At 70.1% G+C, this 22,415-nt stretch carries 23 protein-coding genes; 10 read left to right on the top strand and 13 right to left on the bottom strand.

Going from position 1 to position 22,415, the window contains the following annotated elements; genetic code table 11:
- Window positions 1-123: 123 nt before the first annotated feature.
- From folP to FBY22_RS42790, 5 genes are all read left to right on the top strand, one after another.
- Window positions 124-1,035, top strand: a complete 912-nt coding sequence (gene folP, locus FBY22_RS42810; protein ID WP_142154209.1) for a dihydropteroate synthase — start codon at window positions 124-126, stop codon at window positions 1,033-1,035.
- The gene (locus FBY22_RS42805; RefSeq protein WP_142154207.1) at window positions 1,032-1,535 is read left to right on the top strand and encodes a nuclear transport factor 2 family protein; all 504 of its coding nucleotides are present in this window, start codon (window positions 1,032-1,034) and stop codon (window positions 1,533-1,535) included. Before folP ends, FBY22_RS42805 begins: the two co-directional genes overlap by 4 nt.
- Before the next feature lie 290 nt (window positions 1,536-1,825).
- Complete coding sequence (gene folB, locus FBY22_RS42800) at window positions 1,826-2,185, top strand: dihydroneopterin aldolase (protein WP_115906700.1); 360 nt, start codon at window positions 1,826-1,828, stop codon at window positions 2,183-2,185.
- Window positions 2,182-2,793, top strand: coding sequence for a 2-amino-4-hydroxy-6-hydroxymethyldihydropteridine diphosphokinase (gene folK, locus FBY22_RS42795; RefSeq protein ID WP_142154206.1), 612 nt, complete (start codon window positions 2,182-2,184; stop codon window positions 2,791-2,793). The genes folB and folK overlap by 4 nt, the downstream gene beginning before the upstream one ends.
- A 103-nt stretch (window positions 2,794-2,896) precedes the next feature.
- Window positions 2,897-3,382 carry a DUF3180 domain-containing protein gene (locus tag FBY22_RS42790; protein ID WP_142154204.1) on the top strand — a complete coding sequence of 162 codons (486 nt, stop codon included), beginning with the start codon at window positions 2,897-2,899 and terminating at the stop codon, window positions 3,380-3,382.
- A gap of 83 nt (window positions 3,383-3,465) precedes the next feature.
- Here the strand turns inward: FBY22_RS42790 and folE are convergent, their stop codons facing one another.
- The 6 genes from folE to dacB all read right to left on the bottom strand — a co-directional run bounded on the left by folE (window position 3,466) and on the right by dacB (window position 11,292).
- Window positions 3,466-4,071, bottom strand: a complete 606-nt coding sequence (folE, locus tag FBY22_RS42785; protein ID WP_058924025.1) for a GTP cyclohydrolase I FolE — start codon at window positions 4,069-4,071, stop codon at window positions 3,466-3,468.
- A gap of 139 nt (window positions 4,072-4,210) precedes the next feature.
- Window positions 4,211-6,250, bottom strand: coding sequence for an ATP-dependent zinc metalloprotease FtsH (gene ftsH / locus FBY22_RS42780; RefSeq protein ID WP_142154701.1), 2,040 nt, complete (start codon window positions 6,248-6,250; stop codon window positions 4,211-4,213).
- A 207-nt stretch (window positions 6,251-6,457) separates the two neighbouring features.
- On the bottom strand, window positions 6,458-7,018 hold the full coding sequence (gene hpt / locus FBY22_RS42775) for a hypoxanthine phosphoribosyltransferase (RefSeq protein ID WP_058924027.1): 561 nt from the start codon (window positions 7,016-7,018) through the stop codon (window positions 6,458-6,460).
- A gap of 68 nt (window positions 7,019-7,086) precedes the next feature.
- Window positions 7,087-8,178 (bottom strand): tRNA lysidine(34) synthetase TilS, encoded by a 1,092-nt coding sequence (gene tilS, locus FBY22_RS42770; protein ID WP_142154201.1) that lies wholly within the window; start codon window positions 8,176-8,178, stop codon window positions 7,087-7,089.
- Between the two features lie 192 nt (window positions 8,179-8,370).
- Window positions 8,371-9,495 carry a zinc-dependent metalloprotease gene (locus FBY22_RS42765; RefSeq protein WP_142154199.1) on the bottom strand — a complete coding sequence of 375 codons (1,125 nt, stop codon included), beginning with the start codon at window positions 9,493-9,495 and terminating at the stop codon, window positions 8,371-8,373.
- A gap of 111 nt (window positions 9,496-9,606) precedes the next feature.
- The gene (dacB, locus tag FBY22_RS42760; protein ID WP_142154197.1) at window positions 9,607-11,292 is read right to left on the bottom strand and encodes a D-alanyl-D-alanine carboxypeptidase/D-alanyl-D-alanine-endopeptidase; all 1,686 of its coding nucleotides are present in this window, start codon (window positions 11,290-11,292) and stop codon (window positions 9,607-9,609) included.
- A 79-nt stretch (window positions 11,293-11,371) separates the two neighbouring features.
- On the opposite strand from dacB, the gene FBY22_RS42755 reads away from it, so the two are divergent.
- A complete protein-coding gene (locus FBY22_RS42755) occupies window positions 11,372-11,863 on the top strand; it encodes an inorganic diphosphatase (RefSeq protein ID WP_007452023.1) in 492 nt (163 codons plus the stop codon).
- A 106-nt stretch (window positions 11,864-11,969) separates the two neighbouring features.
- Window positions 11,970-13,631 carry a threonine/serine exporter ThrE family protein gene (locus FBY22_RS42750; protein WP_142154195.1) on the top strand — a complete coding sequence of 554 codons (1,662 nt, stop codon included), beginning with the start codon at window positions 11,970-11,972 and terminating at the stop codon, window positions 13,629-13,631.
- A gap of 17 nt (window positions 13,632-13,648) precedes the next feature.
- Here FBY22_RS42750 and FBY22_RS42745 read toward each other — a convergent pair whose 3' ends face one another.
- Complete coding sequence (locus tag FBY22_RS42745) at window positions 13,649-14,572, bottom strand: DedA family protein (RefSeq protein ID WP_142154193.1); 924 nt, start codon at window positions 14,570-14,572, stop codon at window positions 13,649-13,651.
- A 141-nt stretch (window positions 14,573-14,713) separates the two neighbouring features.
- Here FBY22_RS42745 and FBY22_RS42740 point away from each other — a divergent pair, with 141 nt between their 5' ends.
- Complete coding sequence (locus FBY22_RS42740; protein WP_058924032.1) at window positions 14,714-15,079, top strand: YbjQ family protein; 366 nt, start codon at window positions 14,714-14,716, stop codon at window positions 15,077-15,079.
- 21 nt (window positions 15,080-15,100) lie between these two features.
- Here FBY22_RS42740 and FBY22_RS42735 read toward each other — a convergent pair whose 3' ends face one another.
- Window positions 15,101-15,862: a MerR family transcriptional regulator gene (locus tag FBY22_RS42735; RefSeq protein ID WP_142154191.1), complete on the bottom strand. Its 762-nt coding sequence runs from the start codon at window positions 15,860-15,862 to the stop codon at window positions 15,101-15,103.
- 167 nt (window positions 15,863-16,029) lie between these two features.
- Between FBY22_RS42735 and FBY22_RS42730 the strand changes: the two genes are divergently transcribed.
- The gene (locus tag FBY22_RS42730; RefSeq protein ID WP_142154189.1) at window positions 16,030-17,430 is read left to right on the top strand and encodes a glutamate decarboxylase; all 1,401 of its coding nucleotides are present in this window, start codon (window positions 16,030-16,032) and stop codon (window positions 17,428-17,430) included.
- 7 nt (window positions 17,431-17,437) lie between these two features.
- Here FBY22_RS42730 and FBY22_RS42725 read toward each other — a convergent pair whose 3' ends face one another.
- The 4 genes from FBY22_RS42725 to FBY22_RS42710 all read right to left on the bottom strand — a co-directional run bounded on the left by FBY22_RS42725 (window position 17,438) and on the right by FBY22_RS42710 (window position 21,184).
- On the bottom strand, window positions 17,438-18,073 hold the full coding sequence (locus tag FBY22_RS42725; protein WP_142154187.1) for a PadR family transcriptional regulator: 636 nt from the start codon (window positions 18,071-18,073) through the stop codon (window positions 17,438-17,440).
- A gap of 25 nt (window positions 18,074-18,098) precedes the next feature.
- Entirely contained in the window at window positions 18,099-18,647 is a 549-nt protein-coding gene (locus tag FBY22_RS42720; RefSeq protein ID WP_142154185.1) for a DinB family protein, read from the bottom strand.
- A gap of 117 nt (window positions 18,648-18,764) precedes the next feature.
- Window positions 18,765-20,225 (bottom strand): aldehyde dehydrogenase family protein, encoded by a 1,461-nt coding sequence (locus tag FBY22_RS42715; protein WP_142154183.1) that lies wholly within the window; start codon window positions 20,223-20,225, stop codon window positions 18,765-18,767.
- Between the two features lie 134 nt (window positions 20,226-20,359).
- Window positions 20,360-21,184, bottom strand: a complete 825-nt coding sequence (locus FBY22_RS42710) for a helix-turn-helix transcriptional regulator (RefSeq protein WP_142154699.1) — start codon at window positions 21,182-21,184, stop codon at window positions 20,360-20,362.
- Window positions 21,185-21,545: 361 nt separating this feature from the next.
- On the opposite strand from FBY22_RS42710, the gene FBY22_RS42705 reads away from it, so the two are divergent.
- Entirely contained in the window at window positions 21,546-22,037 is a 492-nt protein-coding gene (locus tag FBY22_RS42705) for an ATP-binding protein (RefSeq protein ID WP_260845396.1), read from the top strand.
- A 76-nt stretch (window positions 22,038-22,113) separates the two neighbouring features.
- On the opposite strand, the gene FBY22_RS42700 is transcribed toward FBY22_RS42705, so the two are convergent.
- On the bottom strand, window positions 22,114-22,329 hold the full coding sequence (locus FBY22_RS42700) for a DUF397 domain-containing protein (RefSeq protein ID WP_142154697.1): 216 nt from the start codon (window positions 22,327-22,329) through the stop codon (window positions 22,114-22,116).
- Window positions 22,330-22,415 lie beyond the last annotated feature (86 nt).

Below are 22,415 nucleotides of genomic sequence, written 5' to 3'. Positions count from 1 at the left end.
CCGCGAAGGACAGGCCCGGACGGAAGCCCCGCCCCTCCAGCCCGAGGGGCTTCCGTCCGGGCCGTCGCGTTCCAGGGCCGACCGTGGCGTCTTACGGCCCGGTCCGGGGCCTACGCTGAACGTATGAGCAAGCAGAGCGGACGCGGGCGCGTCGCGGGCCTTCCCGAGTGGGACCGCTGCGCGGTCATGGGAGTCGTGAACGTCACCCCCGATTCCTTCTCCGACGGCGGCCGCTTCTTCGACACCACGGCCGCCGTCAAACACGGTCTCGAGCTGGTCGCCGAGGGCGCGGACATGGTCGACGTCGGCGGCGAGTCCACCCGCCCGGGCGCCACCCGCGTCGACGAGGCCGAGGAACTCAGGCGCGTCATCCCCGTGGTGCGCGGACTCGCCTCCGAGGGCGTCACCGTCTCCGTCGACACCATGCGCGCGTCCGTCGCCGAGCAGGCGCTCGCCGCCGGCGCCCGCCTCGTCAACGACGTCAGCGGCGGGCTCGCGGACCCCGCGATGATCCCCGTCGTCGCCGCTTCCGGCGCCCCCTTCGTCGTCATGCACTGGCGCGGACTCCTGGAGGGCGCCAACGTCAGGGGCGCGTACGACGACGTCGTCACCGAGGTCGTCGACGAACTCCGCGCGCGCGTGGAGGCCGTCCTGGCCGGCGGCATCGCCCCGGACCGCGTCGTCGTCGACCCGGGCCTCGGCTTCTCCAAGGACGCCGGACACGACCTCACTCTCCTGGCCCACCTCGACCGCCTGCTCGTGCTCGGCCACCCGCTCCTCGTCGCCGCCTCCCGCAAGCGGTTCCTCGGCCGCGTCCTCGCAGGGCCGGAGGGCGCGCCGCCGCCCGCGCGCGAGCGCGACGCCGCGACGGCCGCCGTCTCCGCGCTCGCGGCGCACGCCGGCGCGTGGGCGGTGCGCGTGCACGAGGTGCGCGCCACGGCGGACGCGGTACGGGTCGCGCGCGCCGTGGAGGAGGCGCGCACCGCCGAGCACGCGCCCCGCCCGGCCGCCCCCGGCGCAGAGGGAGCCCGGTGAGCGCCCCCCACACGGACGTCGAGCAGGTCGAGGCAGCCAACACCGCCTTCTACGAGGCCCTGGAGCGCGGCGACTTCGAGGAACTGTCCTCCCTCTGGCTCACCCCCGCCGACCTGGGCATCGACGAGGAGTACCACGACCCGGCGGACGCCGGCGTGGTCTCCTGCGTGCACCCCGGCTGGCCGGTGCTGACCGGCCGCGGCGAGGTCCTGCGGTCGTACGCCCTGATCATGGCGAACACCGACTACATCCAGTTCTTCCTCACCGACGTGCACGTCTCCGTCACCGGCGACACCGCACTGGTCACCTGCACGGAGAACATCCTCAGCGGCGGCCCCGCGCCCGAGGGCGGCGAGGAGCTCGGCCCGCTCGTCGGGCAGCTGGTGGTCGCCACGAACGTGTTCCGCCGCACACCCGACGGCTGGAAGATGTGGTCGCACCACGCCTCCCCGGTTCTGTCCGAAAACGACGAGGCCGAGGACGAGGACACCCCCACCTGACGGGGTAGGCGACCCTCCGAGAAGACCCGCAGGCACCCTCGCGGGCCACATCGGCACCCGCCGGGGGCAAGAAGTGGTTGGAATCACCACGTGCTGGGTAGGGGCGGCTACCAACCCGTGAGCCGCCGGGTTCCCCAGGGGAAACACACGACGAAACCTCCTGGTCCCGGCACTGGCCCGCCCCCGTGGCCGGGGCCTGTCAGTGTCCGCGGGTAGATTCGTTCGAGGCCGGTGTGCCGCCCGCACACGGCAGTGACCGGCCGTCACCGACGATTGCAGGAGTGATTCGCGTGGATCGTGTCGCGCTGCGCGGCCTGAAGGCCCGCGGGCACCACGGTGTGTTCCCCAAGGAACGCGAGGAGGGCCAGACCTTCATCGTGGACCTCGTCCTCGGGCTGGACACCCGGCCGGCCGCGGCCGACGACGACCTGGCGAAGACCGTGCACTACGGCATCGTGGCGGAGGAGGTCGTGGCCGTCGTCGAGGGCGAGCCCGTCAATCTCATCGAGACGCTCGCCGAGCGCATCGCCCAGGCCTGTCTGAAGCACGACGGGGTCCAGGAGGTCGAAGTGTGCGTCCACAAGCCGGACGCGCCGATCACGGTCCCCTTCGACGACGTGACCGTCACCATCACCCGGAGCCGAGTATGACCGCGTTCTTCACCGAAGGTCACAGCGACCCGACCGTACAGCCGGTGCCCGCCTCCGTCGTGCAGCAGGTGGACGCCGCCGACACCACCCTGCACAACCCGAAACGGGCCGTCATCTCCCTCGGCTCGAATCTCGGCAACCGCCTGGAGACCCTCCAGGGCGCCATCGACGCCCTGGAGGACACCCCGGGTGTCCGGGTCAAGGCCGTGTCGCGGGTGTACGAGACGGAGCCGTGGGGCGTAGAGCCGGGCAGCCAGCCCTCGTACTTCAACGCGGTGGTGCTGCTGAAGACGACCCTGCCCCCGTCCTCGCTCCTGGAGCGGGCGCACGCGGTCGAGGAGGCTTTCCACCGCGTACGGGACGAGCGCTGGGGCGCGCGCACCCTCGACGTCGACATCGTCGCGTACGACGGTGTCCTCTCCGACGACCCGTTGCTGACCCTTCCGCACCCCCGCGCCCACGAACGCGCCTTCGTCCTCGCCCCCTGGCACGACGTCGACCCCGACGCCCAGCTCCCCGGCCGCGGTCCGGTCGCCGGCCTCCTGGACACCGTCACCCGGCACGGCGTGGAGCCTCGCGGGGACCTGGAACTCCACCTGCCCGAGTAGTCGTTAAGGTCAAGACGACAAAGCCGGGACGAACACGTCCGCGGGCGTGGGACGACCCGGTCCACGGGTAGGGCCCGTCAACCGGGGGAGCTGAAGGGACACCGTGAGAGAGCTGCGCATCAGGGTGCTGGCAGGCGTGTTCGTCGTGGCCGGAGTCCTGTCCTGGGCGGGCGCCCGCCTGTGGAACTCGATCGGGACGCTCCCCAGTGTCCCCCTGGCCGCCCCCATCGTCCTCGCCCTGATCGCCGTGGTCCTGCTGGCCACGGCGCTCTCGATCCGCGGCCGCCTCAAGGCCCAGCGCGAGCGCCGGCCCGAGGCCAAGGGCGTCGACCCCCTGATGGCGGCCCGCGCGGTCGTCTTCGGCCAGGCCAGCGCGCTGGTCGCGGCGCTGGTCGCCGGCATGTACGGCGGCACCGGTGTCTTCCTGCTGGAGCTCCTGGACATCCCGGCCCGCCGCGACCAGGCCATCTACGCCGGCTTCTCGGTCGTGGCGGGCATCGCGGTGATAGCGGCGGCCGTGTTCCTGGAGCGCGTGTGCAAGCTCCCGGACGACGACGAGACCGACAACGGCGCAGCCTCTCCGGCCTGACGGCCAGGACACCGACACAGCCACACCGACGCCGGGGCATCGACACCGCGGCACCGACACTGGGGCCGAGGCCCCGGCGGGCCCTACTTCGCCATGATCAGGCTCATGGCCTCGTTGCGGGTCGCGGGATCGCGCAGCTGCCCGCGCACCGCCGACGTTATGGTCTTGGCGCCCGGCTTGCGGACACCGCGCATGGACATGCACATGTGCTCGCACTCGACGACCACGATCACGCCGCGCGGCTCCAGGATCTTCATCAGCGAGTCGGCGATCTGCGTGGTGAGACGTTCCTGCACCTGCGGACGGCGGGCGTAGACGTCCACCAGCCGGGCCAGCTTCGACAGTCCCGTGATCTTGCCGTCCGCCGACGGGATGTACCCGACGTGGGCGACGCCGACGAACGGCACGAGGTGGTGCTCGCACGAGCTGAGCACCTCGATGTCCTTCACCAGGACCATCTCGTCGTGCCCCAGGTCGAACGTCGTCGTCAGCACGTCCTCGGGCTTCTGCCACAGTCCCGCGAAGATCTCCTTGTACGCCCGCGCCACCCGCGCCGGCGTCTCCTTGAGACCCTCTCGGTCCGGGTCCTCCCCGACCGCGATCAGCAGCTCACGGACGGCGTTCTCGGCACGCTTCTCGTCGAACTCGCCGATGCTGCCTTCGCCGTCCAGCGTCACGGGGTCGGTCATGTGGATTCTCGTTCCTTTGCGGGTCACGCGTGCGGGCCACGCGCCTCGTCTGCGGCCTGGCTGAAAACGCCGCGCCCCCCAGGCTAAAACCTGGGGGGCGCGTACAGCCATTCCGGTCCCGACGGACGGAAGGACGAGGTCAGCTCTCCGGGCGGTCCTCCGGGATCGCCTCGGTCGCCGGGGCGTGCTCCGTCGCCGTCGACTTGGCGGTGGAGATCGCCGGGGTCGCGCCGTTGGCACCGTTGGTCAGTGCGAGCTCCCTGGGGGAGAGCACCGGCGGGCGGGTGGACGGCGTGCGCCGCGAGGAACCGGTCCAGGCGGGCCGGGGCGGGCGCTTGACGATGGGGGCGAAGATCTCGGCGATCTCCTCCTTGTTCAGCGTCTCCTTCTCCAGCAGTTGCAGGACGAGGTTGTCGAGGACGTCGCGGTTCTCGACCAGGATCTCCCAGGCCTCGTTGTGCGCGTTCTCGATGAGCTTCTTGACTTCCTCGTCCACCAGCGCGGCGACCTCTTCCGAGTAGTCGCGCTGGTGAGCCATCTCACGTCCGAGGAACGGCTCGGTGTTGTCGCCGCCGAACTTGATGGCGCCGAGCCGCTCGGTCATCCCGTACTGGGTGACCATCGCGCGGGCCGTGGTGGTGGCCTTCTCGATGTCGTTCGCCGCGCCCGTGGTCGGGTCGTGGAAGACCAGTTCCTCGGCCGCCCGGCCGCCCAGCATGTAGGCGAGCTGGTCGAGCATCTCGTTGCGGGTGGTCGAGTACTTGTCCTCGTCCGGGAGCACCATCGTGTAGCCCAGCGCACGGCCGCGGCTCAGGATGGTGATCTTGTGGACCGGGTCGGAGTTCGGGGAAGCCGCCGCGACCAGGGCGTGTCCGCCCTCGTGGTACGCGGTGATCTTCTTCTCCTTGTCCGACATGATCCGGGTCCGCTTCTGCGGGCCCGCCACCACACGGTCGATGGCCTCGTCGAGCATCGAGTTGTCGATGAGCTTGCGGTCGCTGCGGGCCGTGAGCAGAGCCGCCTCGTTGAGGACGTTGCTCAGGTCCGCACCGGTGAAGCCCGGAGTACGGCGGGCGACCGCCGCGAGGTCGACGTCGGGCGCGACCGGCTTGCCCTTCTGGTGGACCTTGAGGATCTCCAGACGGCCCTGCAGGTCCGGCGGGTCGACCGCGATCTGGCGGTCGAAGCGGCCCGGGCGCAGCAGCGCCGGGTCGAGGATGTCCGGACGGTTGGTGGCCGCGATGAGAATCACACCACCCTTGACGTCGAAGCCGTCCATCTCGACGAGCAGCTGGTTCAGCGTCTGCTCGCGCTCGTCGTGACCGCCGCCGAGGCCGGCGCCGCGGTGGCGGCCGACCGCGTCGATCTCGTCGACGAAGACGATCGCCGGGGCGTTCGCCTTGGCCTGCTCGAACAGGTCACGGACCCGGGAGGCACCGACACCGACGAACATCTCGACGAAGTCGGAACCGGAGATCGAGTAGAACGGGACCCCCGCCTCACCGGCGACGGCACGCGCGAGCAGCGTCTTGCCGGTGCCGGGGCGGCCGTAGAGCAGCACGCCCTTGGGGATCTTGGCGCCGACGGCCTGGAACTTCGCCGGCTCCTGCAGGAACTCCTTGATCTCGTGGAGTTCCTCGACAGCCTCGTCGCAGCCCGCGACGTCGGCGAACGTCGTCTTCGGCGTGTCCTTGGTGATCAGCTTGGCCTTGGACTTCCCGAAGTTCATGACCCGGGAGCCGCCGCCCTGCATCTGGTTCATCAGGAACAGGAAGACGACCACGATCAGAACGAAGGGAAGCAGCGAGAGCAGGATGCCCAGGAAGGGGTTCTGCTTGGACGGCGACACGGTGTAGCCGTCCGGGATCTGCTTGTCCTGGTATTTGGTCTGCAGCGTGTTGGCGATGGCCACGCCCTGGTCGCCGATGTAGCTCGCCTGGATCTTCGAGCTGCCCTCGACCTTTTCGCCAGACTTGAGCTGGACCTTGATGGTCTGCTCGTCACCGGTGGTCAGCTTGGCCTGTTCCACCTTGTTGTCGTTGATCGCTGCGACGACCTGGCCTGTGTCCACCGTCTTGTAGCCGCCGGACGAACCGACGACCTGCATCAACACGACCACGGCAAGGACGGCCAGCACGATCCACATGACCGGCCCACGGAAGTATCGCTTCACGTCCATCCACACGGAGCGGTGCCGCCCCGTCCCTCCTGCCATAGTGAGTTTGATAAGACAGTTCTTCTGACGGTACCCCAGCATTGTCGCCCGAAGCCGCACGGCCGGGCTGGCTGACCCGTCTGCATGCTCCAACGGCGCGAAACCCGCTGGGGTTCCCGATCGTCCTACAAAGACGGCCCTCTTGGCCCCGAGGGTGGCCCCAGGGGCTGGTCAGCCGCCGTAGACGTGGGGCGCGAGCGTACCGACGAACGGGAGGTTGCGGTACTTCTCGGCGTAGTCGAGGCCGTAGCCGACGACGAATTCGTTCGGAATGTCGAAGCCCACCCACTCGACGTCGATGGCCACCTTGGCGGCGTCCGGCTTGCGCAGCAGGGTGCAGATCTTCAGGGACTCGGGCTCGCGGGAGCCGAGGTTGTTGATCAGCCAGGACAGCGTCAGCCCGGAGTCGATGATGTCCTCGACGATCAGGACGTGCTTGCCCTTGATGTCGGTGTCGAGGTCCTTGAGGATCCGCACCACTCCGGAGGACTGGGTGCCCGCGCCGTACGACGACACGGCCATCCAGTCCATGGTGACGGGGGTGGACAGCGCCCGCGCGAGGTCGGCCATGACCATCACCGCGCCCTTGAGGACACCGACGATGAGCAGGTCCTTGCCCGCGTACTCCGCGTCGATCTTCGCGGCCAGCTCGGCCAGCTTCGCGTCGATCTCTTCCTTGGTGATGAGCACCTGCTGGAGGTCGGCACCCATGTCTTTCGCGTCCACCCGCATCACTTTCGGTCGTCCCACCGGCTGCCCGGGCCCCGGGAGGGGTCCGGCCCCCACAAAAGGGATGAGATTCAGCCTTGCCGAATCACCAGTCTGCCACCCTGGCGCTGGGCGACGACTTTGCCGGGCAGGTTGATGGCCCCCTGGCCGCGCCAGCCGGTGATCAGCCGGTCGACTTCCTCGATGTGCCGGGCGAACAGGGAACCCGCGGGGGCGCCGGCCTCGATGGCGGCCTGGCGCAGGATGCGGCGGCGCACGGCGGGCGGCAGGGCGTAGAGCTTGGCGCACTCCAGCAGACCGGCGGCGTCCCGTACGGAGGCCTCGGCCTGGCGCGCCCAGGTGTCGAGGGCGTCCGCGTCGTCGCGGGAGAGCTGAGCCGTCCGGGCGAGAGCCTCGACGACGCCCTTGCCGAGCGCCTTCTCCAGGGCGGGCAGGCCCTCGTGGCGCAGCCGGGAGCGGGTGTAGGCGGGGTCGGCGTTGTGGGGGTCGTCCCAGACGGGCAGGGACTGGACCATGCAGGCCTTGCGGGCGGTCTGTCGGTCGAGCTGGAGGAAGGGGCGGCGGTAACGGCCGCCGGCCCCCGAGACCGCGGCCATTCCGGACAGGGAGCGGATGCCGGAGCCGCGGGCGAGGCCGAGCAGGACGGTCTCGGCCTGGTCGTCGCGGGTGTGGCCGAGCAGGATCGCGTCGGCGCCGTGGCGGGCGGCGGCGGCGTCGAGGGCGGCGTAGCGGGCGTCGCGTGCGGCGGCTTCCGGGCCGCCTTCGCGGCCGACGGTCACGGTGATGGAGTCGACGGGGTCGAGGCCCAACTCGCGCAGGCGCAGGGCGACTTCCTCGGCGCGCAGGTCGGAGCCGGGCTGCAGGCCGTGGTCGACGGTGACGCCACCGGCGCGGATGCCGAGCTTGGGGGCCTCGAAGGCGAGGGCCGAGGCGAGGGCGATCGAGTCGGCGCCGCCGGAGCATGCCACGAGCACGAGCGGCGAGGACCGGCGCTCGTGCGGGCGCTGCTCGGCGACCACGGTCCGCCCGGAAGCAGCGGAGGACCCGGAGACAGCGGAAGATCCGGAGGCCGCGGGCGGCTCGGAGCTCAAGTCGTTGAGGATGTCGTGCAGGACGCGGCGGACCGCCAGGCGTATCGCCGCGACCGCAGGATGGGGACCCATGTCCGGTTCCCTTCATGAAGTTTTCGGGGGGTGAACCCGAGGCCGGTCACTCAGAGTGTGTAGATGGTGACAGAACCGGGGCGTTCCCCGAGCATCGCACGCCTACCCATGGCTCACGGTCCCTCGGACGGGTGATTGAAGGGGCGTTCGCCTGCCGTCGGCCGGATTCGTTTCACGACCTTCCCAGGACGCTCACGACTCGCTCTTGCGGTGCACCCGCGCGACCCAGTCCGCCGGTTTGGCGATCTCCGCCTTCGTGGGGAGGGTGTTGGGGGACGTCCACACGCGGTTGAAGCCGTCCATGCCGACCTCCTCGACGACGGCCCGTACGAACCGCTCGCCGTCGCGGTACTGCCTGAGCTTGGCGTCCAGGCCGAGCAGCTTGCGCAGGGCGATGTCCAGCCGCGAGGCGCCCTTCGCGCGACGCTGCTGGAACTTCTCGCGGATCTCGGAGACGCTCGGCACGACGGCCGGTCCCACCCCGTCCATCACGAAGTCGGCGTGGCCCTCCAGCAGGGACATCACGGCGGTGAGCCGCCCGAGGATCTCCCGCTGGGCGGGCGTCTGCACGATCTCCACGAAGGAGCGGCCTCCGTCGTCCTCCTCGCCCTCCGGGCGTCCCCCGGCGAGCGACTGGGCGGCCTCCCGGACGCGCTCCAGGACGGTCATCGGGTCGACGTCCGTCTCGGCGAGAAAAGACTGGATCTCGCCCTCGAGGTGGTCGCGCAGCCAGGGCACCGCGGTGAACTGCGTGCGGTGGGTCTCCTCGTGCAGGCAGACCCACAGGCGGAAGTCGTGGGGCTGGACGTCGAGTTCGCGCTCCACGTGCACGATGTTGGGCGCCACCAGGAGCAGCCGGCCGCCGCCGTTCTCGCCGGCCGGGAGGTCGCGGGTGGACGGGGCGAAGGTCTCGTACTGGCCGAGGACGCGGGAGGCCAGGAACGACAGCAGCATGCCCAGTTCGACACCGGTGACCTTGCCGCCGACCGCGCCGAGGACCGCTCCGCCCGGCGTGTTGCTGCGCCGCTCCTGCATCTTCTCCAGCAGCGGCTTGAGGATCTCCCGGAAGCCGGCGACGTTCGCCCTCACCCAGCCGGGGCGGTCGACGACGAGGACCGGGGTGTCGTGCGTCTCCTCCGTCCCCAGACGGGTGAAACCGCGGACGTGTTCCTCCGAGGCCTTGGCATGCCGACGCAGTTCCGCGACGACCTCTCGGGCCTCGTCGCGGCTCACGTCGGGGCCCGGCCGTACGAGCCGGGTCGCGGTCGCGACCGCGAGATTCCAGTCGACCATCTCGGCACCACCGATGCTCGTCATGCGTCAACCGTACGTGAGCGTTCCCTCTTGGGGCAGGGCGTGACGGTCGGCCGGGTGGCCCGTGCTGATGAGTTGACCGGCGGTGCGGCCGGAGTGCGTGGGTTCACGCCGTCAGCGGCAGCCGCACGCCGCCAGCGCCGTGGCGGTCCGGTCCAGCGCCGACTGCGCCGCCGCCGGGCTGGTGGTGTCCGACGCCAGGAACGCGAACGCCAGCAGCCGGCCGTCCTGGTCGACGACCGTCCCCGCCAGGGTGTTCACGCCGGTCAGCGTGCCCGTCTTCGCCCGTACGACGCCTGCCGCGCCGTCCGTGTAGCGGCCGGTCAGGGTGCCGGTGAAGCCGGCCACCGGGAGACCGGTGAGGATCGGGCGGAGTTCGGGGTGGGCGGGGGCGCCCGCCTTCGCCAGCAGGGCCGTCAGGAGGTTTGCCGTGAGCCGGTCGTCACGGTTCAGGCCGCTGCCGTCGTGGAACCGGGCGCCGCGCAACGGCAGTCCGAGCTTCTTCAGTTCGGCGGCGATCGCGTCGGCGCCGCCGTCGAAGCTCGCCCGGCCGCCCGTCGCCACCGCCGTCTGGCGGGCCAGAGCCTCGGCGATGTCGTTGTCGGAGTTGGTCAGCATGCGCTCGACCAGCGCCGAGAGCGGGGGTGAGGAGACCGCGGCCAGCGACTGCGCGCGCGTGGTCGCCTTGGACGGTCCAGGAGACGTCATTCGGATGCCCCGGGCGCCCAGGAAGCCGGCGAACTTCGCCGCCGCGTCCGCCGCCGGGTCCGCCACGCGCGTGGCCGGGCCGCTGACGGAGTCGTCCGTGCGGCCCTCGTCGGCCATGAGGGCGCTGACGGGCGCGAGGTTGTCGTTGACGCCGATGGGGTGCAGGCCGGGGCCGGTGTAGAGGGTGGTGTCGTAGGAGAGGGTGACCTTGGACAGGCCGCGCTTCTTCAGAGCCTTCGCGGTGGCGACGGCCAGGTCGCGCAGGCTCGCCCAGCCCTGCGCGTCCTTGTGGGCCGTCAGGGTGGGGTCGCCGCCGCCGACCAGGACGAGTTCCCCGGTGTCGGGCTCCAGGGCGGTGCGGGTGGTGAGGCGGTGGTCGCCGCCCATCGCCGACAGGGCCGCGACGGCCGTGGCGATCTTCGTCGTGGAGGCGGGGGTCAGGGCGTCGTCGGCTCCGGTGCCGTACAGGCGCCTGCCGGTGGCGACGTCGACGACGGCGGCGGTGCGGTGGCCCGCGAGGGCCGGGTCCCCGAGGAGCGGCCCGAGGACGTCGGCGAGGGCCGGCCCGTTCGGGGCCGACTTCACGGTGTTCGTGGAGCCGCCGAGACCCACCAGGACCGAGGCCGCGCTCGGCGCCGGACGGGGCGCCCCCGCCGTCGTGTCGGACGATCCGGATGTATCGGCATTACGGCCGTGATCTGCGCCACCCGTGCGTTCCAGGGCGACCGCGCGGTCGCGCTCGGCCGTACGCTGACCGTTGGCGTCCCAGGGGCCGGCGACGGTCACCACCCCACTGGCCAGCACCAGCCCGAGGGTCGTCGCGCCTGCTGTGTACTGCCAGGTCCTGACCGACCGCGGACGCGGAGCCCGCAGCGCCGCGAGTCGTGGACCCACGGCCCGTCGCGCTCGCGCGAGTCGCGGCCTCGCGACGGCCAGGGCTCGTTGCAGACGCGGCCGTGCGGCGTTCGCGGCTCGTTCGAGCGGTGGGCGTACGGTCCCGGCGGCCCGTGCCAGAAGCGGTCGTACGGCGTTCGCGGCCCGCGCCACGTGCGGTCTCGCGGCCCGCCAAGGCCTCAGTTCAGGCACGACCACCAGCCCCTTTCGCGATCACACACCTGCGTGAGGGACACTTAACCACCAGAACTATGTGTTGATCATGGAGGAGCCACCGGTGGAGTTCGACGTCACGATCGAGATCCCGAAGGGTTCGCGGAACAAGTACGAGGTGGACCACGAGACCGGTCGGATCCGCCTGGACCGTCGACTCTTCACTTCGACCGCCTACCCGACCGACTACGGCTTCGTCGAGAACACCCTCGGCGAGGACGGCGACCCGCTGGACGCACTCGTCATCCTGGACGAGCCGACGTTCCCGGGCTGTCTGATCCGCTGCCGCGCGATCGGCATGTTCCGGATGACGGACGAGGCCGGCGGCGACGACAAGCTGCTGTGCGTCCCGTCGACGGACCCGCGCGTGGAGCACCTGCGTGACATTCACCACGTGTCGGAGTTCGACCGTCTGGAGATCCAGCACTTCTTCGAGGTCTACAAGGACCTGGAGCCCGGCAAGTCCGTAGAGGGCGCCGACTGGGTGGGCCGCACGGACGCCGAGGCCGAGATCGAGCGTTCCTACAAGCGCTTCAAGGACCAGGGCGGCCACTGAGCCCTCAGCATGACAAACGGGCCGCACGCGTACGCGTGCGGCCCGTTTGTCATGCTGTGCGCATACTGGCCATTGCCGTACGCGTCGTACAGGGAGCGTTACTCACGTGACGGAGGCGGAGGACCGCAAGCCGCAGTCGGACGAGGCCAGGGGCACGTTCGATCCGGAGATCACATCCGAGTTCGCGATTCCCGCGGGACTCGTCGCCCCCGGAGTCGCGGTCGAACCGGAGACGACCTCGGAGTTCGCCGTACCGGACGGGCTGGCGGTCCCGCAGTCGGCGGGTGCGGACTCCGAGGGGTCGGCGTTCAGCAGGCCGAGCACCTACAGCTCCAAGCAGGCGCCCGTCGCCTTCACACCGGCGACCGGCGTGCCGGTCGTCAGCCTGACCAAGGACGTGCCCTGGCAGGACCGGATGCGCACCATGCTGCGCATGCCGGTGGCCGAGCGGCCCGCGCCGGAGCCGCCGCCCAAGGCGGAGGACGGTGGCCCCGCCGTCCCGCGCGTGCTCGACCTGACCCTGCGTATCGGCGAGCTGCTGCTGGCGGGCGGCGAGGGCGCGGAGGACGTCGAGGCCGCGATGTTCGCGGTGTGCCGGTCCTACGGGCTGGACCGCTGCGAGCCGAACGTCACCTTCACCCTGCTGTCGATCTCCTACCAGCCCTCCCTGGTCGACGACCCGGTGACCGCGTCGCGGACCGTGCGGCGCCGGGCCACCGACTACACGCGGCTGGCGGCCGTCTACCGGCTCGTGGACGACCTCAGCGACCAGGAGACCCACATCTCCCTGGAGGAGGCCTACCGCCGGCTGGCGGAGATCCGCCGCAACCGGCACCCCTACCCCACCTGGGTGCTCACCGGGGCGAGCGGGCTGCTCGCCGGGGCGGCCTCCGTGCTCGTCGGCGGTGACCTGGTCGTGTTCCTCGCGGCGATGCTGGGCGCGATGCTCGGCGACCGGCTCGCGTGGCTGTGCGCGGGGCGCGGGCTGCCGGAGTTCTACCAGTTCACCGTCGCCGCGATGCCGCCGGCCGCGATAGGGGTCGCGCTGACCGTCGCCCATGTGGACGTCAAGGCGTCCGCGGTCATCACAGGTGGGCTGTTCGCGCTGCTGCCGGGGCGGGCCCTGGTGGCGGGCGTGCAGGACGGGCTGACCGGGTTCTACATCACCGCGTCGGCGCGCCTGCTGGAGGTCGTCTACCTGTTCGTCGGCATCGTCACGGGCGTGCTGGTCGTCCTGTACTTCGGGGTGAACCTGGGCGCCAAGCTCAACCCGGACGCGGCCCTGCGGATCGCCGAGCGGCCGCTGTGGCAGATCGCCGCGTCGATGCTGCTGTCGCTGACGTTCGCGGTGCTGTTGCAGCAGGAGCGCTCGACGGTGGCGTGGGTGACGCTGAACGGCGGCGTGGCGTGGTGCGTGTACGGCGCGCTGCACTATCCCGGGGGGCTGTCGCCGGTCGCCTCGACGGCCGTGGCGGCAGGGCTCGTCGGGCTGTTCGGGCAGCTGCTGTCGCGCTACCGGTTCGCGTCCGCCCTGCCGTACACGACGGCGGCGATCGGGCCGCTGCTGCCGGGTTCCGCGACGTACTTCGGGCTGTTGTCGATCGCGCAGAACGACGTCGACAAGGGGCTGGTGTCGTTGGCCACGGCCGCCTCGCTCGCCATGGCCATCGCCATCGGGGTCAACCTCGGCTCGGAGATCTCGCGGCTGTTCCTGCGGATCGGCTCCGCGGAGAAGCGGCGGGCCGCGAAGCGGACGCGAGGTTTCTGAGCTTCCGTTGCGCCGGCTCAGTAGCCCTGGTTCTGGTTGTCGTACGGGTACTGCCCACCGTCGTACTGCTGCTGGGGGTACTGCTGCTGGGGGTACTGCTGCTGCGGGTAGCGCTGGTCCGGGTAGCGCTGGTCCGGGTACTGGGGCTGCGCGTACTGCTGGTTCGGGTCGTACGGCTGCTGGTACTGCTGGGAGTGGTCCTGGTCCGCCGGCGGGATGCGGCGCAGCTGGGTCGTCGCGTCGTCCATGACCACCGGGAAGGGCTGCGTCTGCTCCTGGACCGGCTCCTGGACCGGCTCGGACGCCTCCCGTCCGGCCTTCCGGTTCTTGGAGCGGGCCCGCAGGAACTCGATGATGATCGGGACCACCGAGACGAGGACGATCAGGATCAGGATCGCCTCGATGTTGTTCTTGACGAAGTCGATCTTGCCGAGCCAGGAGCCGAGCAGGGTGACGCCGGCGCCCCACAGGACGCCACCGATGACGTTGAAGGTCAGGAACGAGCGGTACTTCATGCCGCTGACGCCGGCGATGATCGGCGTGAACGTGCGCACGATGGGCACGAAACGGGCCAGGACCAGGGACTTGGGGCCGTATTTCTCGAAGAACTCGTGCGCCTTGACCACGTTCTCCTGCTTGAACAGGCGGGAGTCCGGACGGTTAAACAGGGACGGGCCGACCTTCTTGCCGAACATGTAGCCCGCCTGGTCGCCGAGGATCGCCGCGACGCAGATCAGCGCGATCGCTCCCCACAGGGGGAAGTTCAGCTGGTTCGAGGTGATCAGCAGACCGCAGGTGAACAGGAGCGAGTCACCGGGCAGGAAGAAACCGATGAGCAGGCCGGACTCGGCGAAGACGATGAGGAGCAGGCCCCAGATGCCGAACGTGTCGAGGAGGTAGTTCGGATCCAGCCAGCTCGGGCCGAGGGCAAGCGTCGTCACGGTTCCGGGCTCCTGAGGGGTGGGGAAAGATGCGGCGTCCTTCTGCGGGCGCTCAAAGCTATCAACGTTGTGTGTCCGCCCCAGGTTCCACCGGTGCCTCCAGGATGCACTGTGCGCCGATCCGGAGAAAGCTGTGAGGTCATGGGAATCGATGAATACGGCGGCGGCCAGGAGCCCCGCCCGGACGTACTGGTCGTCACGACGAACGACGTGCCCGGTCACCGGGTCGTGGAGGTGCTCGGCGAGGTCTTCGGGCTGACGGTCCGGTCCCGGCACGTGGGCAGCCAGATCGGTGCGGGACTGAAGTCGATGGTCGGCGGTGAGCTGCGGGGGCTGACCAAGACGCTCGTGGAGACCCGGAACCAGGCCATGGAGCGGTTGGTGGAGCAGGCACGCGCGCGTGGCGCGAACGCGGTGCTGATGTTCCGCTTCGACGTCAGCGAGGCGGCGGGCGTGGGCACGGAGGTGTGCGCGTACGGCACGGCGGTCGTCCTGGCCCGGGAGTGATCCCCCGGGCCGGAACGAGGGTCACGCCTCGTGGCGGGCGGCGTTCGCGATGATCGCGTCCCTGAGGTGCTCGGCGAGGCCGGGGTGCATGGCGTCGTAGTACGCCTTGAAGCGCTCGTCGGAGACGTACATCTCCGCGAAGCACTGGTGCATGTCGTACGACACCTCGAAGAACCAGCGGCTGACGTGCTGCCGGTGTTCCTCGGCCAGGTCCATCGCCGGCTCCCCGGTGGCCGGGGCGCCGGCGGTGACCAGGGCCGCGTACCGCTCGCTCCAGTCGTCGACCTCGGCCTGCAGGCGCTTCCAGTCCTCCTTGCCGTACGACGCGGCCCGGCGCTGGGACTCCGCGTACGCGTCGGTGCCGCCCCAGCGTGCCTCGGCCTCCTCCGCGTACTGTTCGGGGTCCTTGTCGCCGAAGACCTCGAAGCGCTCCTCGGGGGTGAGGTTGATGCCCATCTTGCGTGCCTCCATGGCGTGCTCCACGGCCTCGGCCATCTTCTGCAGCTTCTCGATCCGGGCGGTCAGCAGCTCGTGCTGGCGGCGCAGGTGCGCGCGCGGGTCCGTCTCCGGGTCGTCGAGCAGGGCCGCGACCTCCTCGAGCGGGAAGCCGAGCTCCCGGTAGAACAGGATCTGCTGCAGCCGGTCGAGGTCGGCCTCGCTGTAGCGCCGGTGGCCCGCGTGGCTGCGCTCGCTCGGGACGAGCAGCCCGATGGCGTCGTAGTGGTGCAGCGTGCGCACCGTGACGCCGGCGAAGCCCGCGACCTGTCCTACGGAGTAGTCCACTTCCTCCCGCTCCCTTCTGGGTACGCACTCCACGGTGGCTCCTCACGTCGCGTGAGGTGCAAGCCCGATTCTCCCGGGACGTTCGGGCGCGGAGGCCCGCCCGGGGTGAGCGTGGGAACTCGGATCCGGCGGCACTCGTTGATCGGCTGACGCGAGGAGACACTGCCATGCCGCTCCACAAAGGTCCCGACCAGCCCGACGAGCGCGCGCTGTCCGTCAACCCCTTCTTCGGCGAGGCGAATCCGGTCGGCGGCATGACCGAGGCCCCGCCCCGGCACCGGCTGCCCGACGCCCCCATGGCGCCGTCGTCGGCCTACCAGCTGGTGCACGACGAGCTGATGCTGGACGGCAACTCCCGGCTGAACCTGGCCACTTTCGTCACCACCTGGATGGAGCCGCAGGCCGGCGTCCTGATGGCGGAGTGCCGGGACAAGAACATGATCGACAAGGACGAGTACCCGCGCACGGCCGAACTGGAGCGGCGCTGCGTGGCGATGCTGGCCGATCTGTGGAACGCACCGGACCCGTCGGCCGCCGTGGGCTGTTCGACGACCGGTTCGAGCGAGGCGTGCATGCTCGCCGGCATGGCGCTCAAGCGCCGCTGGAGCCGCCGGAATCCGGCGCCGGGCGCCCGGCCCAACCTGGTCATGGGCGTCAACGTCCAGGTCTGCTGGGAGAAGTTCTGCAACTTCTGGGAGGTGGAGGCCCGCCAGGTCCCCATGGAGGGCGACCGGTTCCACCTCGACCCGCAGGCCGCGGCCGAGCTGTGCGACGAGAACACCATCGGTGTCGTCGGCATCCTCGGCTCCACCTTCGACGGCTCCTACGAGCCCGTCGCCGACCTCTGCGCGGCCCTCGACGCCCTCCAGGAGCGCACCGGCCTGGACATCCCGGTGCACGTCGACGCCGCCTCCGGCGGCATGATCGCGCCCTTCCTCGACGAGGACCTGGTGTGGGACTTCCGCCTCCCGCGGGTGGCGTCCATCAACACCTCGGGGCACAAGTACGGCCTGGTCTACCCGGGTGTCGGCTGGGCGCTGTGGCGCGACAAGGAGGCGCTGCCCGAGGAGCTCGTCTTCCGGGTCAACTACCTGGGCGGCGACATGCCGACCTTCGCCCTGAACTTCTCCCGGCCCGGCGCCCAGGTGGTCGCCCAGTACTACACCTTCCTGCGGCTCGGGCGGGAGGGCTACCGCGCCGTGCAGCAGACGACGCGCGACGTGGCCCGCTCCATCGCCGAGAGGGTGGGGGAGCTCGGCGACTTCCGGCTGCTGACGCGGGGCGACGAGCTGCCGGTCCTCGCCTTCACGACGGCGCCGGGCGTTCAGGCGTACGACGTCTTCGACGTCTCCCGGCGGCTACGGGAGAGCGGCTGGCTGGTGCCCGCGTACACCTTTCCGCCCCACCGCGAGGATTTGTCGGTGCTGCGGATCGTGTGCCGCAACGGCTTCTCCGCGGACCTGGCCGACCTGTTCGTGGAGGACCTGACCCGCCTGCTGCCGGAACTGCGCCAGCAGCCGCACCCGTTCACCCGGGACAAGGACGCGGCGACGGGCTTCCACCACTAGACAGGGCCTAGGGTCCGGCGGTCCGCTCCCCCGTCGCATACGGGTTCTCCTGCCCGTCCAAGAGGATGCCGACGAACGGCTCGCCCTCCCCGGCGAAGGTGTGGGCGCCCCCCTCGATCCGGCCGATCAGCCCCTGGGTCCACTCTGCCTCGCCGTCGGCCGTGTGGATCCAGAGGTTCATGATCTCGCCGATGTGGCCGAGCTGTTCGGGGCCGCCCTCGGGCAGGTAGTGCTCGGTGACGGCCGCGCGCCACTCCTCGATGCGCCGGACGCGCTCCTTCAGCAGGGACACCACCTCGGCGCGCGGCAGGTCGACCATGAAGCCGATGGCCGCAGACTTCACGTCCATCTTCTGGTCGTAGGCGGTCAGTGCCTCGCGCAGCAGCCGGAGGAACTCCTCGGTGCCCAGGTCGGTGATCTCGTACTCCGTGCGCGGCGGACCGCCGGCCGTGGACGGGGCGATCTCGTGCGCGTGCAGAAGCCCCTGCTTCGCCATCTGCTTCAGCGCGTGGTAGATCGAGCCGGGCTTGGCGTTGGACCACTCGTGCGCGCCCCAGTACTCCAGGTCGTTGCGCACCTGGTAGCCGTGGGCCCGCCCGTGCTGGCGGACCGCGCCGAGCACCAGGAGACGGATCGCTGACATGGGGCCAGCGTAGGACCCGGGAAGGTCACCCCCAGCTCTTGCCCTGCTCCAGGGCGACCAGCTCGAACGCCGTCCTGCCGTCCAGCGACTCCCGGATGATGTCGGCGTGGCCCGCGTGCCGGGCGGTCTCCCGGATGAGGTGCAGGCACAGCCAGCGCACGGAGACCCGGGCGTCCGGCGGGAACCAGGGGTCGTTCGGGAGGGGGAAGGTGTCGTCCAGGCTCGGGACGGAGCGGACGTAGGCCTCGGTCTCGGCGGCGATCTTCTCCCAGAGGGCGAGCTGGGACTCGACGCTCTCGCCGTCCATCAGCCGGAAGGTCTCGTGCCAGTTGGACTGGTCGCGCTGGATCGCCGGCGGCTCCTGCTTGGCGCGGGCGATCCAGCCCTGCTCGACCTCGGCGACGTGCTTGAGCAGACCGGACAGCGACAGTTCGCTCGCGCTGGGGCGGGACGCCGCCTGCTCCTCGCTCAGCCCCAGCAGCGCCCGGCGGATGCCGCCGCGCTGCTCCTCGATGAACGCGAGGAGCGCTCCCCGCTCGTCGCCTCGTGCCTCCGCGGGAACGTGAGTGACCATGAGGGCCGCCTTTCGCCGGTGGCAGGAGGTCCGTCCCCCTGCCGACACCGACGAAGCTACGGGCCATCGAGGACAGCTTCTGTCCTCGATGGCCCGCTGCGCGGAAACCGGCCGGGTCTAGAAGGGGAAACCGCTCCGTCCATGCTGCACCGAGATCCACTTCAGCGTGGTGAAGGAGTCGATCGTGGTCTCGCCGTTCAGACGGCCGACGCCGGAGCTCTTCTCGCCGCCGAACGGCACCAGCGGCTCGTCATGGACCGTGCCGTCGTTCACGTGGAACATGCCGGTGTCGATCTGCTTGGCGAAGTTCACGCCGCGCTCGATGTCACCGGTGTGCACGGCGCCGCTCAGGCCGTACGGCGTGTCGTTGACGATGCGCACCGCCTCCTCCTCGCCGTCGAAGGGGATGAGGAAGGCGACCGGGCCGAAGACCTCCTGGCGCAGCAGGGCCGAGTCGGCGGGGACGCCGGTCAGCACGGACGGCTCGACCAGGTTCTCGGTGGTCGTGCCGCGCAGCAGTACCGTCGCGCCCTCGGCGATGGCCTGCTCGACGGTGCCCGTGAGGGCCTCCGCCTGCGAGGAGTTGATGACCGGGCCGATGACGGTCTGCGGGTCGCTCGGGTCGCCGACCTTGAGCGTCTTGACCTTGGCGACGAACTTCTCGGTGAACGCGTCGGCGATCGAGCGGTCCACCAGCACGCGGTTGGCGGCCATGCAGACCTGCCCCTGGTGGACGTAGCGGCTGAAGACGGCCGCGTCGACCGCGTAGTCGAGGTCGGCGTCGTCGAGGACCACGATGGCGCTGTTGCCGCCGAGTTCGAGGACCGAGCGCTTGAAGTGCGAGGCGCAGACGGTGGCCACGTGGCGGCCGACCTTGTCGGAGCCGGTGAAGGAGATGACCTTCGGCACCGGGTGCTCGATGAAGGCGTCGCCGATCTCGGCGATGTCGGTGATGACGACGTTGAGGAGCCCGCCCGGCAGACCCGCGTCATCGAAGATCTTCGCGACCAGGGAGCCGCCGGTGATCGGGGTGTTCTGGTGGGGCTTGAGGACCACGGCGTTGCCGAGCGCCAGGGCGGGGGCGACCGACTTGATCGACAGCAGGAAGGGGAAGTTGAAGGGGCTGATCACACCGACCACGCCGACCGGGACCCGGTAGAGGCGGTTCTCCTTGCCGTCCACCGGCGAAGGAAGGATCCTGCCCTCGGGACGCAGCGCCCACTGGATCGACTCGCGCAGGAACTCCTTGGCGAGGTGGAGCTCGAAGCCGGCCTTCAGGTGCGTGCCGCCGAGCTCGGCGATGATCACCTCGGTGATCTCCTGCTCGCGATCCTCGATCAGGCGCAGCGCCTTCTCGAAGACGGCGCGGCGGGCGTACGGATTGGTCGCGGCCCACTTCTTCTGCGCGCGGGCGGCCGCCCGGTAGGCCTCATCCACCTCGTCGACCGTGGCTATGGTGATGGACGCCAGCTTCTCGCCGTCGTACGGGTTGAAGTCGATGATGTCCCAGGAGCCCGTGCCCGGGCGCCACTCACCGTCGATGTACTGCTGAGCCAGGTCGGTGAAGTACGACGACATGTGATCCCCAAATCACTCGCAGACACACGATCAACGTCACGGTCTGATCTGGTGTCATCGTACTTGTGACACAAGTGAGTTGGGGACACTGAGCGAAGTTCTGGGGAGGACCCGGGAAGAACCCGGGCGGATCCCTAGGAAAGCTGGAGGAGACCCCGGAGAAGGTCGCGGCTCTCGTCCGGTCCCGGGCTGTCCTGCTGGAGCTCCTTGAGGGCCTTCTCGTACTGGGCGACGTCCTCGTGTTTGTCCAGGTAGAGCGCGCTGGTGAGCTGCTCCAGGTAGACGACGTCCGTCAGGTCCGACTCCGTGAAGGACAGGATCGTGAACGCGCCGCTCTCGCCGGAGTGGCCGCCGAAGCTGAACGGCATGATCTGCAACCGCACGTTGGGATGCTCGGAGACGTCGATCAGGTGCTGGAGCTGACCGCGCATCACCTCCCGGTCGCCGTACGGGCGTCGCAGGGCGGCCTCGTCGAGCACGATGTGGAAGTCGGGCGCGTTCTCGGAGACGAGGTACTTCTGCCGCTCCAGGCGCACCGCCACCCGCTTCTCGACCTCGGCCTCGCTCGCCCCCTTCATGCCGCGGCGGACGACCGCACGTGCGTACGCCTCGGTCTGCAGCAGCCCGTGCACGAACTGCACCTCGTAGGCGCGGATGAGGGAGGCGGCGCCCTCCAGGCCCACATAGGTGGGGAACCAGCTCGGCAGGACGTCGGAGTAGCTGTGCCACCAACCCGCCACGTTGGCCTCCCGGGCGAGGGAGATGAGCTGGGTTCGCTCCGCCTCGTCGGTGATGCCGTACAGCGTCAACAGGTCTTCCACGTCACGCGTCTTGAAGCTCACCCGGCCCAGCTCCATCCGGCTGATCTTCGACTCCGAGGCGCGGATCGAGTAACCCGCGGCCTCGCGCGTGATCCCCCGCGCCTCGCGCAGTCGCCTCAGTTGCGAGCCGAGCAGCATGCGCCGCACCACCGATCCGGGCTCTCCCACGCTCACGTTCGCCAGCCTCCCCAACCGCCTTCAGGGGCCGCAGTCTGCCACTAAATCACTCCGAGCAGTACTCGTCCGATTACAGAGAAGCAAAGAACCCAAAGATTCTGCACAGGAAGAGAGAGGGAGTTGGCAAGTACGGGGAGAGAAGATGGCGGAAAAAATGGCCAACAAGCGGTACGGGAACGTCCAATTCGGTCACGTGCACGTGCATCTGCACCTTGCATCTGCACCACACATCCGAAACCATGGTCTCGCGCAACCGCTGCATCGTGCACGCTTGGACCGCGAATTCCCGGGAGTGCCTCGCATGGGGACGAATGGATCGACCATGCTCGAGCCGTTACGGCAGGGCCTTCCGCCGCTGGACATCGCGGCCGTGTCCAACGCCGCCTCCTGTGCCCTTCCCGCCCGCTACGAAGCGGTGCGCGAGGCGAGGGGCTTCACCCGCAGAACACTGGACCAGTGGGAGACAGGCGACCGCTTCGACGACGTCTGCCTGGTGGTCTCCGAGCTCGTCACCAACGCGCTGCGGCACGCCCTGCCGGCCGGCGCGGTGCGTTCCGCGGAGCCGACCCCGTGCGTACGGCTGCATCTGCTGCGCTGGACCGAGCGGCTGGTGTGCGCGGTGCGCGACCCCAGCCAGGACAGCCCGGTCGAGCGCGAGACGGAGGACTTCTCGGCGGAGTCCGGGCGCGGACTGTTCCTGGTCGACTCCTTCGCCGACGGCTGGGGCTGGCACCCGCTCGCGGGCGCACTCGGCGGCAAGGTGGTCTGGGCGCTGTTCCAACTGCCCGAGCCTCACTCGGAGTTGGCCGAGTGAGGCACCGCGGCGTTTTCTGAGGCCACTGTTCTACGCGCGTCACGGACCCGGCCCCGACCGTCACCGACGGTCGGCGTCAGCCCACGAGGTGGTCGAACTCGCCGTCCTTGATGCCCAGGAGCATTGCCTCGATCTCCGCTCGCGTGTAGACGAGCGCGGGCCCGTCGGGAAAGCGGGAGTTGCGCACGGCCACGTCGCCGCCGGGCAGCCGGGCGAACTCCACGCAGGAACCCTGCGAGTTGCTGTGCCGACTCTTCTGCCAGGCCACCCCGTTCAGCTCCGTGGCTGCCATGCCGTTGTACACGTCGCGGTCCACAGGTCGCTCCCCGGTGGTGCGGTGGCCCTGGGGCCATTGATGCAATGGTCAACTGCTTGGGA

The organism is Streptomyces sp. SLBN-31 (assembly GCF_006715395.1).
GTDB lineage: Bacteria > Actinomycetota > Actinomycetes > Streptomycetales > Streptomycetaceae > Streptomyces.
The sequence above is the reverse complement of the archived record's forward strand: the minus strand, read 5'-3'. Positions and strand labels throughout refer to the sequence as shown.

Coding starts and splice junctions, on each gene's coding strand:
- folK (WP_142154206.1), top strand. CDS start 2,182: ATGACCGCGTTCTTCACCGAAGGTCACAGCGACCCGACCGTACAGCCG.
- FBY22_RS42725 (WP_142154187.1), bottom strand. CDS start 18,073: ATGTCAGCGATCCGTCTCCTGGTGCTCGGCGCGGTCCGCCAGCACGGG.
- FBY22_RS42715 (WP_142154183.1), bottom strand. CDS start 20,225: ATGTCGTCGTACTTCACCGACCTGGCTCAGCAGTACATCGACGGTGAG.
- FBY22_RS42730 (WP_142154189.1), top strand. CDS start 16,030: ATGCCGCTCCACAAAGGTCCCGACCAGCCCGACGAGCGCGCGCTGTCC.
- FBY22_RS42765 (WP_142154199.1), bottom strand. CDS start 9,495: ATGACGAGCATCGGTGGTGCCGAGATGGTCGACTGGAATCTCGCGGTC.
- ftsH (WP_142154701.1), bottom strand. CDS start 6,250: ATGGACGTGAAGCGATACTTCCGTGGGCCGGTCATGTGGATCGTGCTG.
- FBY22_RS42710 (WP_142154699.1), bottom strand. CDS start 21,184: ATGCTGCTCGGCTCGCAACTGAGGCGACTGCGCGAGGCGCGGGGGATC.
- FBY22_RS42705 (WP_260845396.1), top strand. CDS start 21,546: ATGCTCGAGCCGTTACGGCAGGGCCTTCCGCCGCTGGACATCGCGGCC.
- tilS (WP_142154201.1), bottom strand. CDS start 8,178: ATGGGTCCCCATCCTGCGGTCGCGGCGATACGCCTGGCGGTCCGCCGC.
- folE (WP_058924025.1), bottom strand. CDS start 4,071: ATGACCGACCCCGTGACGCTGGACGGCGAAGGCAGCATCGGCGAGTTC.
- FBY22_RS42700 (WP_142154697.1), bottom strand. CDS start 22,329: ATGGCAGCCACGGAGCTGAACGGGGTGGCCTGGCAGAAGAGTCGGCAC.
- FBY22_RS42720 (WP_142154185.1), bottom strand. CDS start 18,647: ATGGTCACTCACGTTCCCGCGGAGGCACGAGGCGACGAGCGGGGAGCG.
- hpt (WP_058924027.1), bottom strand. CDS start 7,018: ATGCGGGTGGACGCGAAAGACATGGGTGCCGACCTCCAGCAGGTGCTC.
- FBY22_RS42740 (WP_058924032.1), top strand. CDS start 14,714: ATGGGAATCGATGAATACGGCGGCGGCCAGGAGCCCCGCCCGGACGTA.
- folP (WP_142154209.1), top strand. CDS start 124: ATGAGCAAGCAGAGCGGACGCGGGCGCGTCGCGGGCCTTCCCGAGTGG.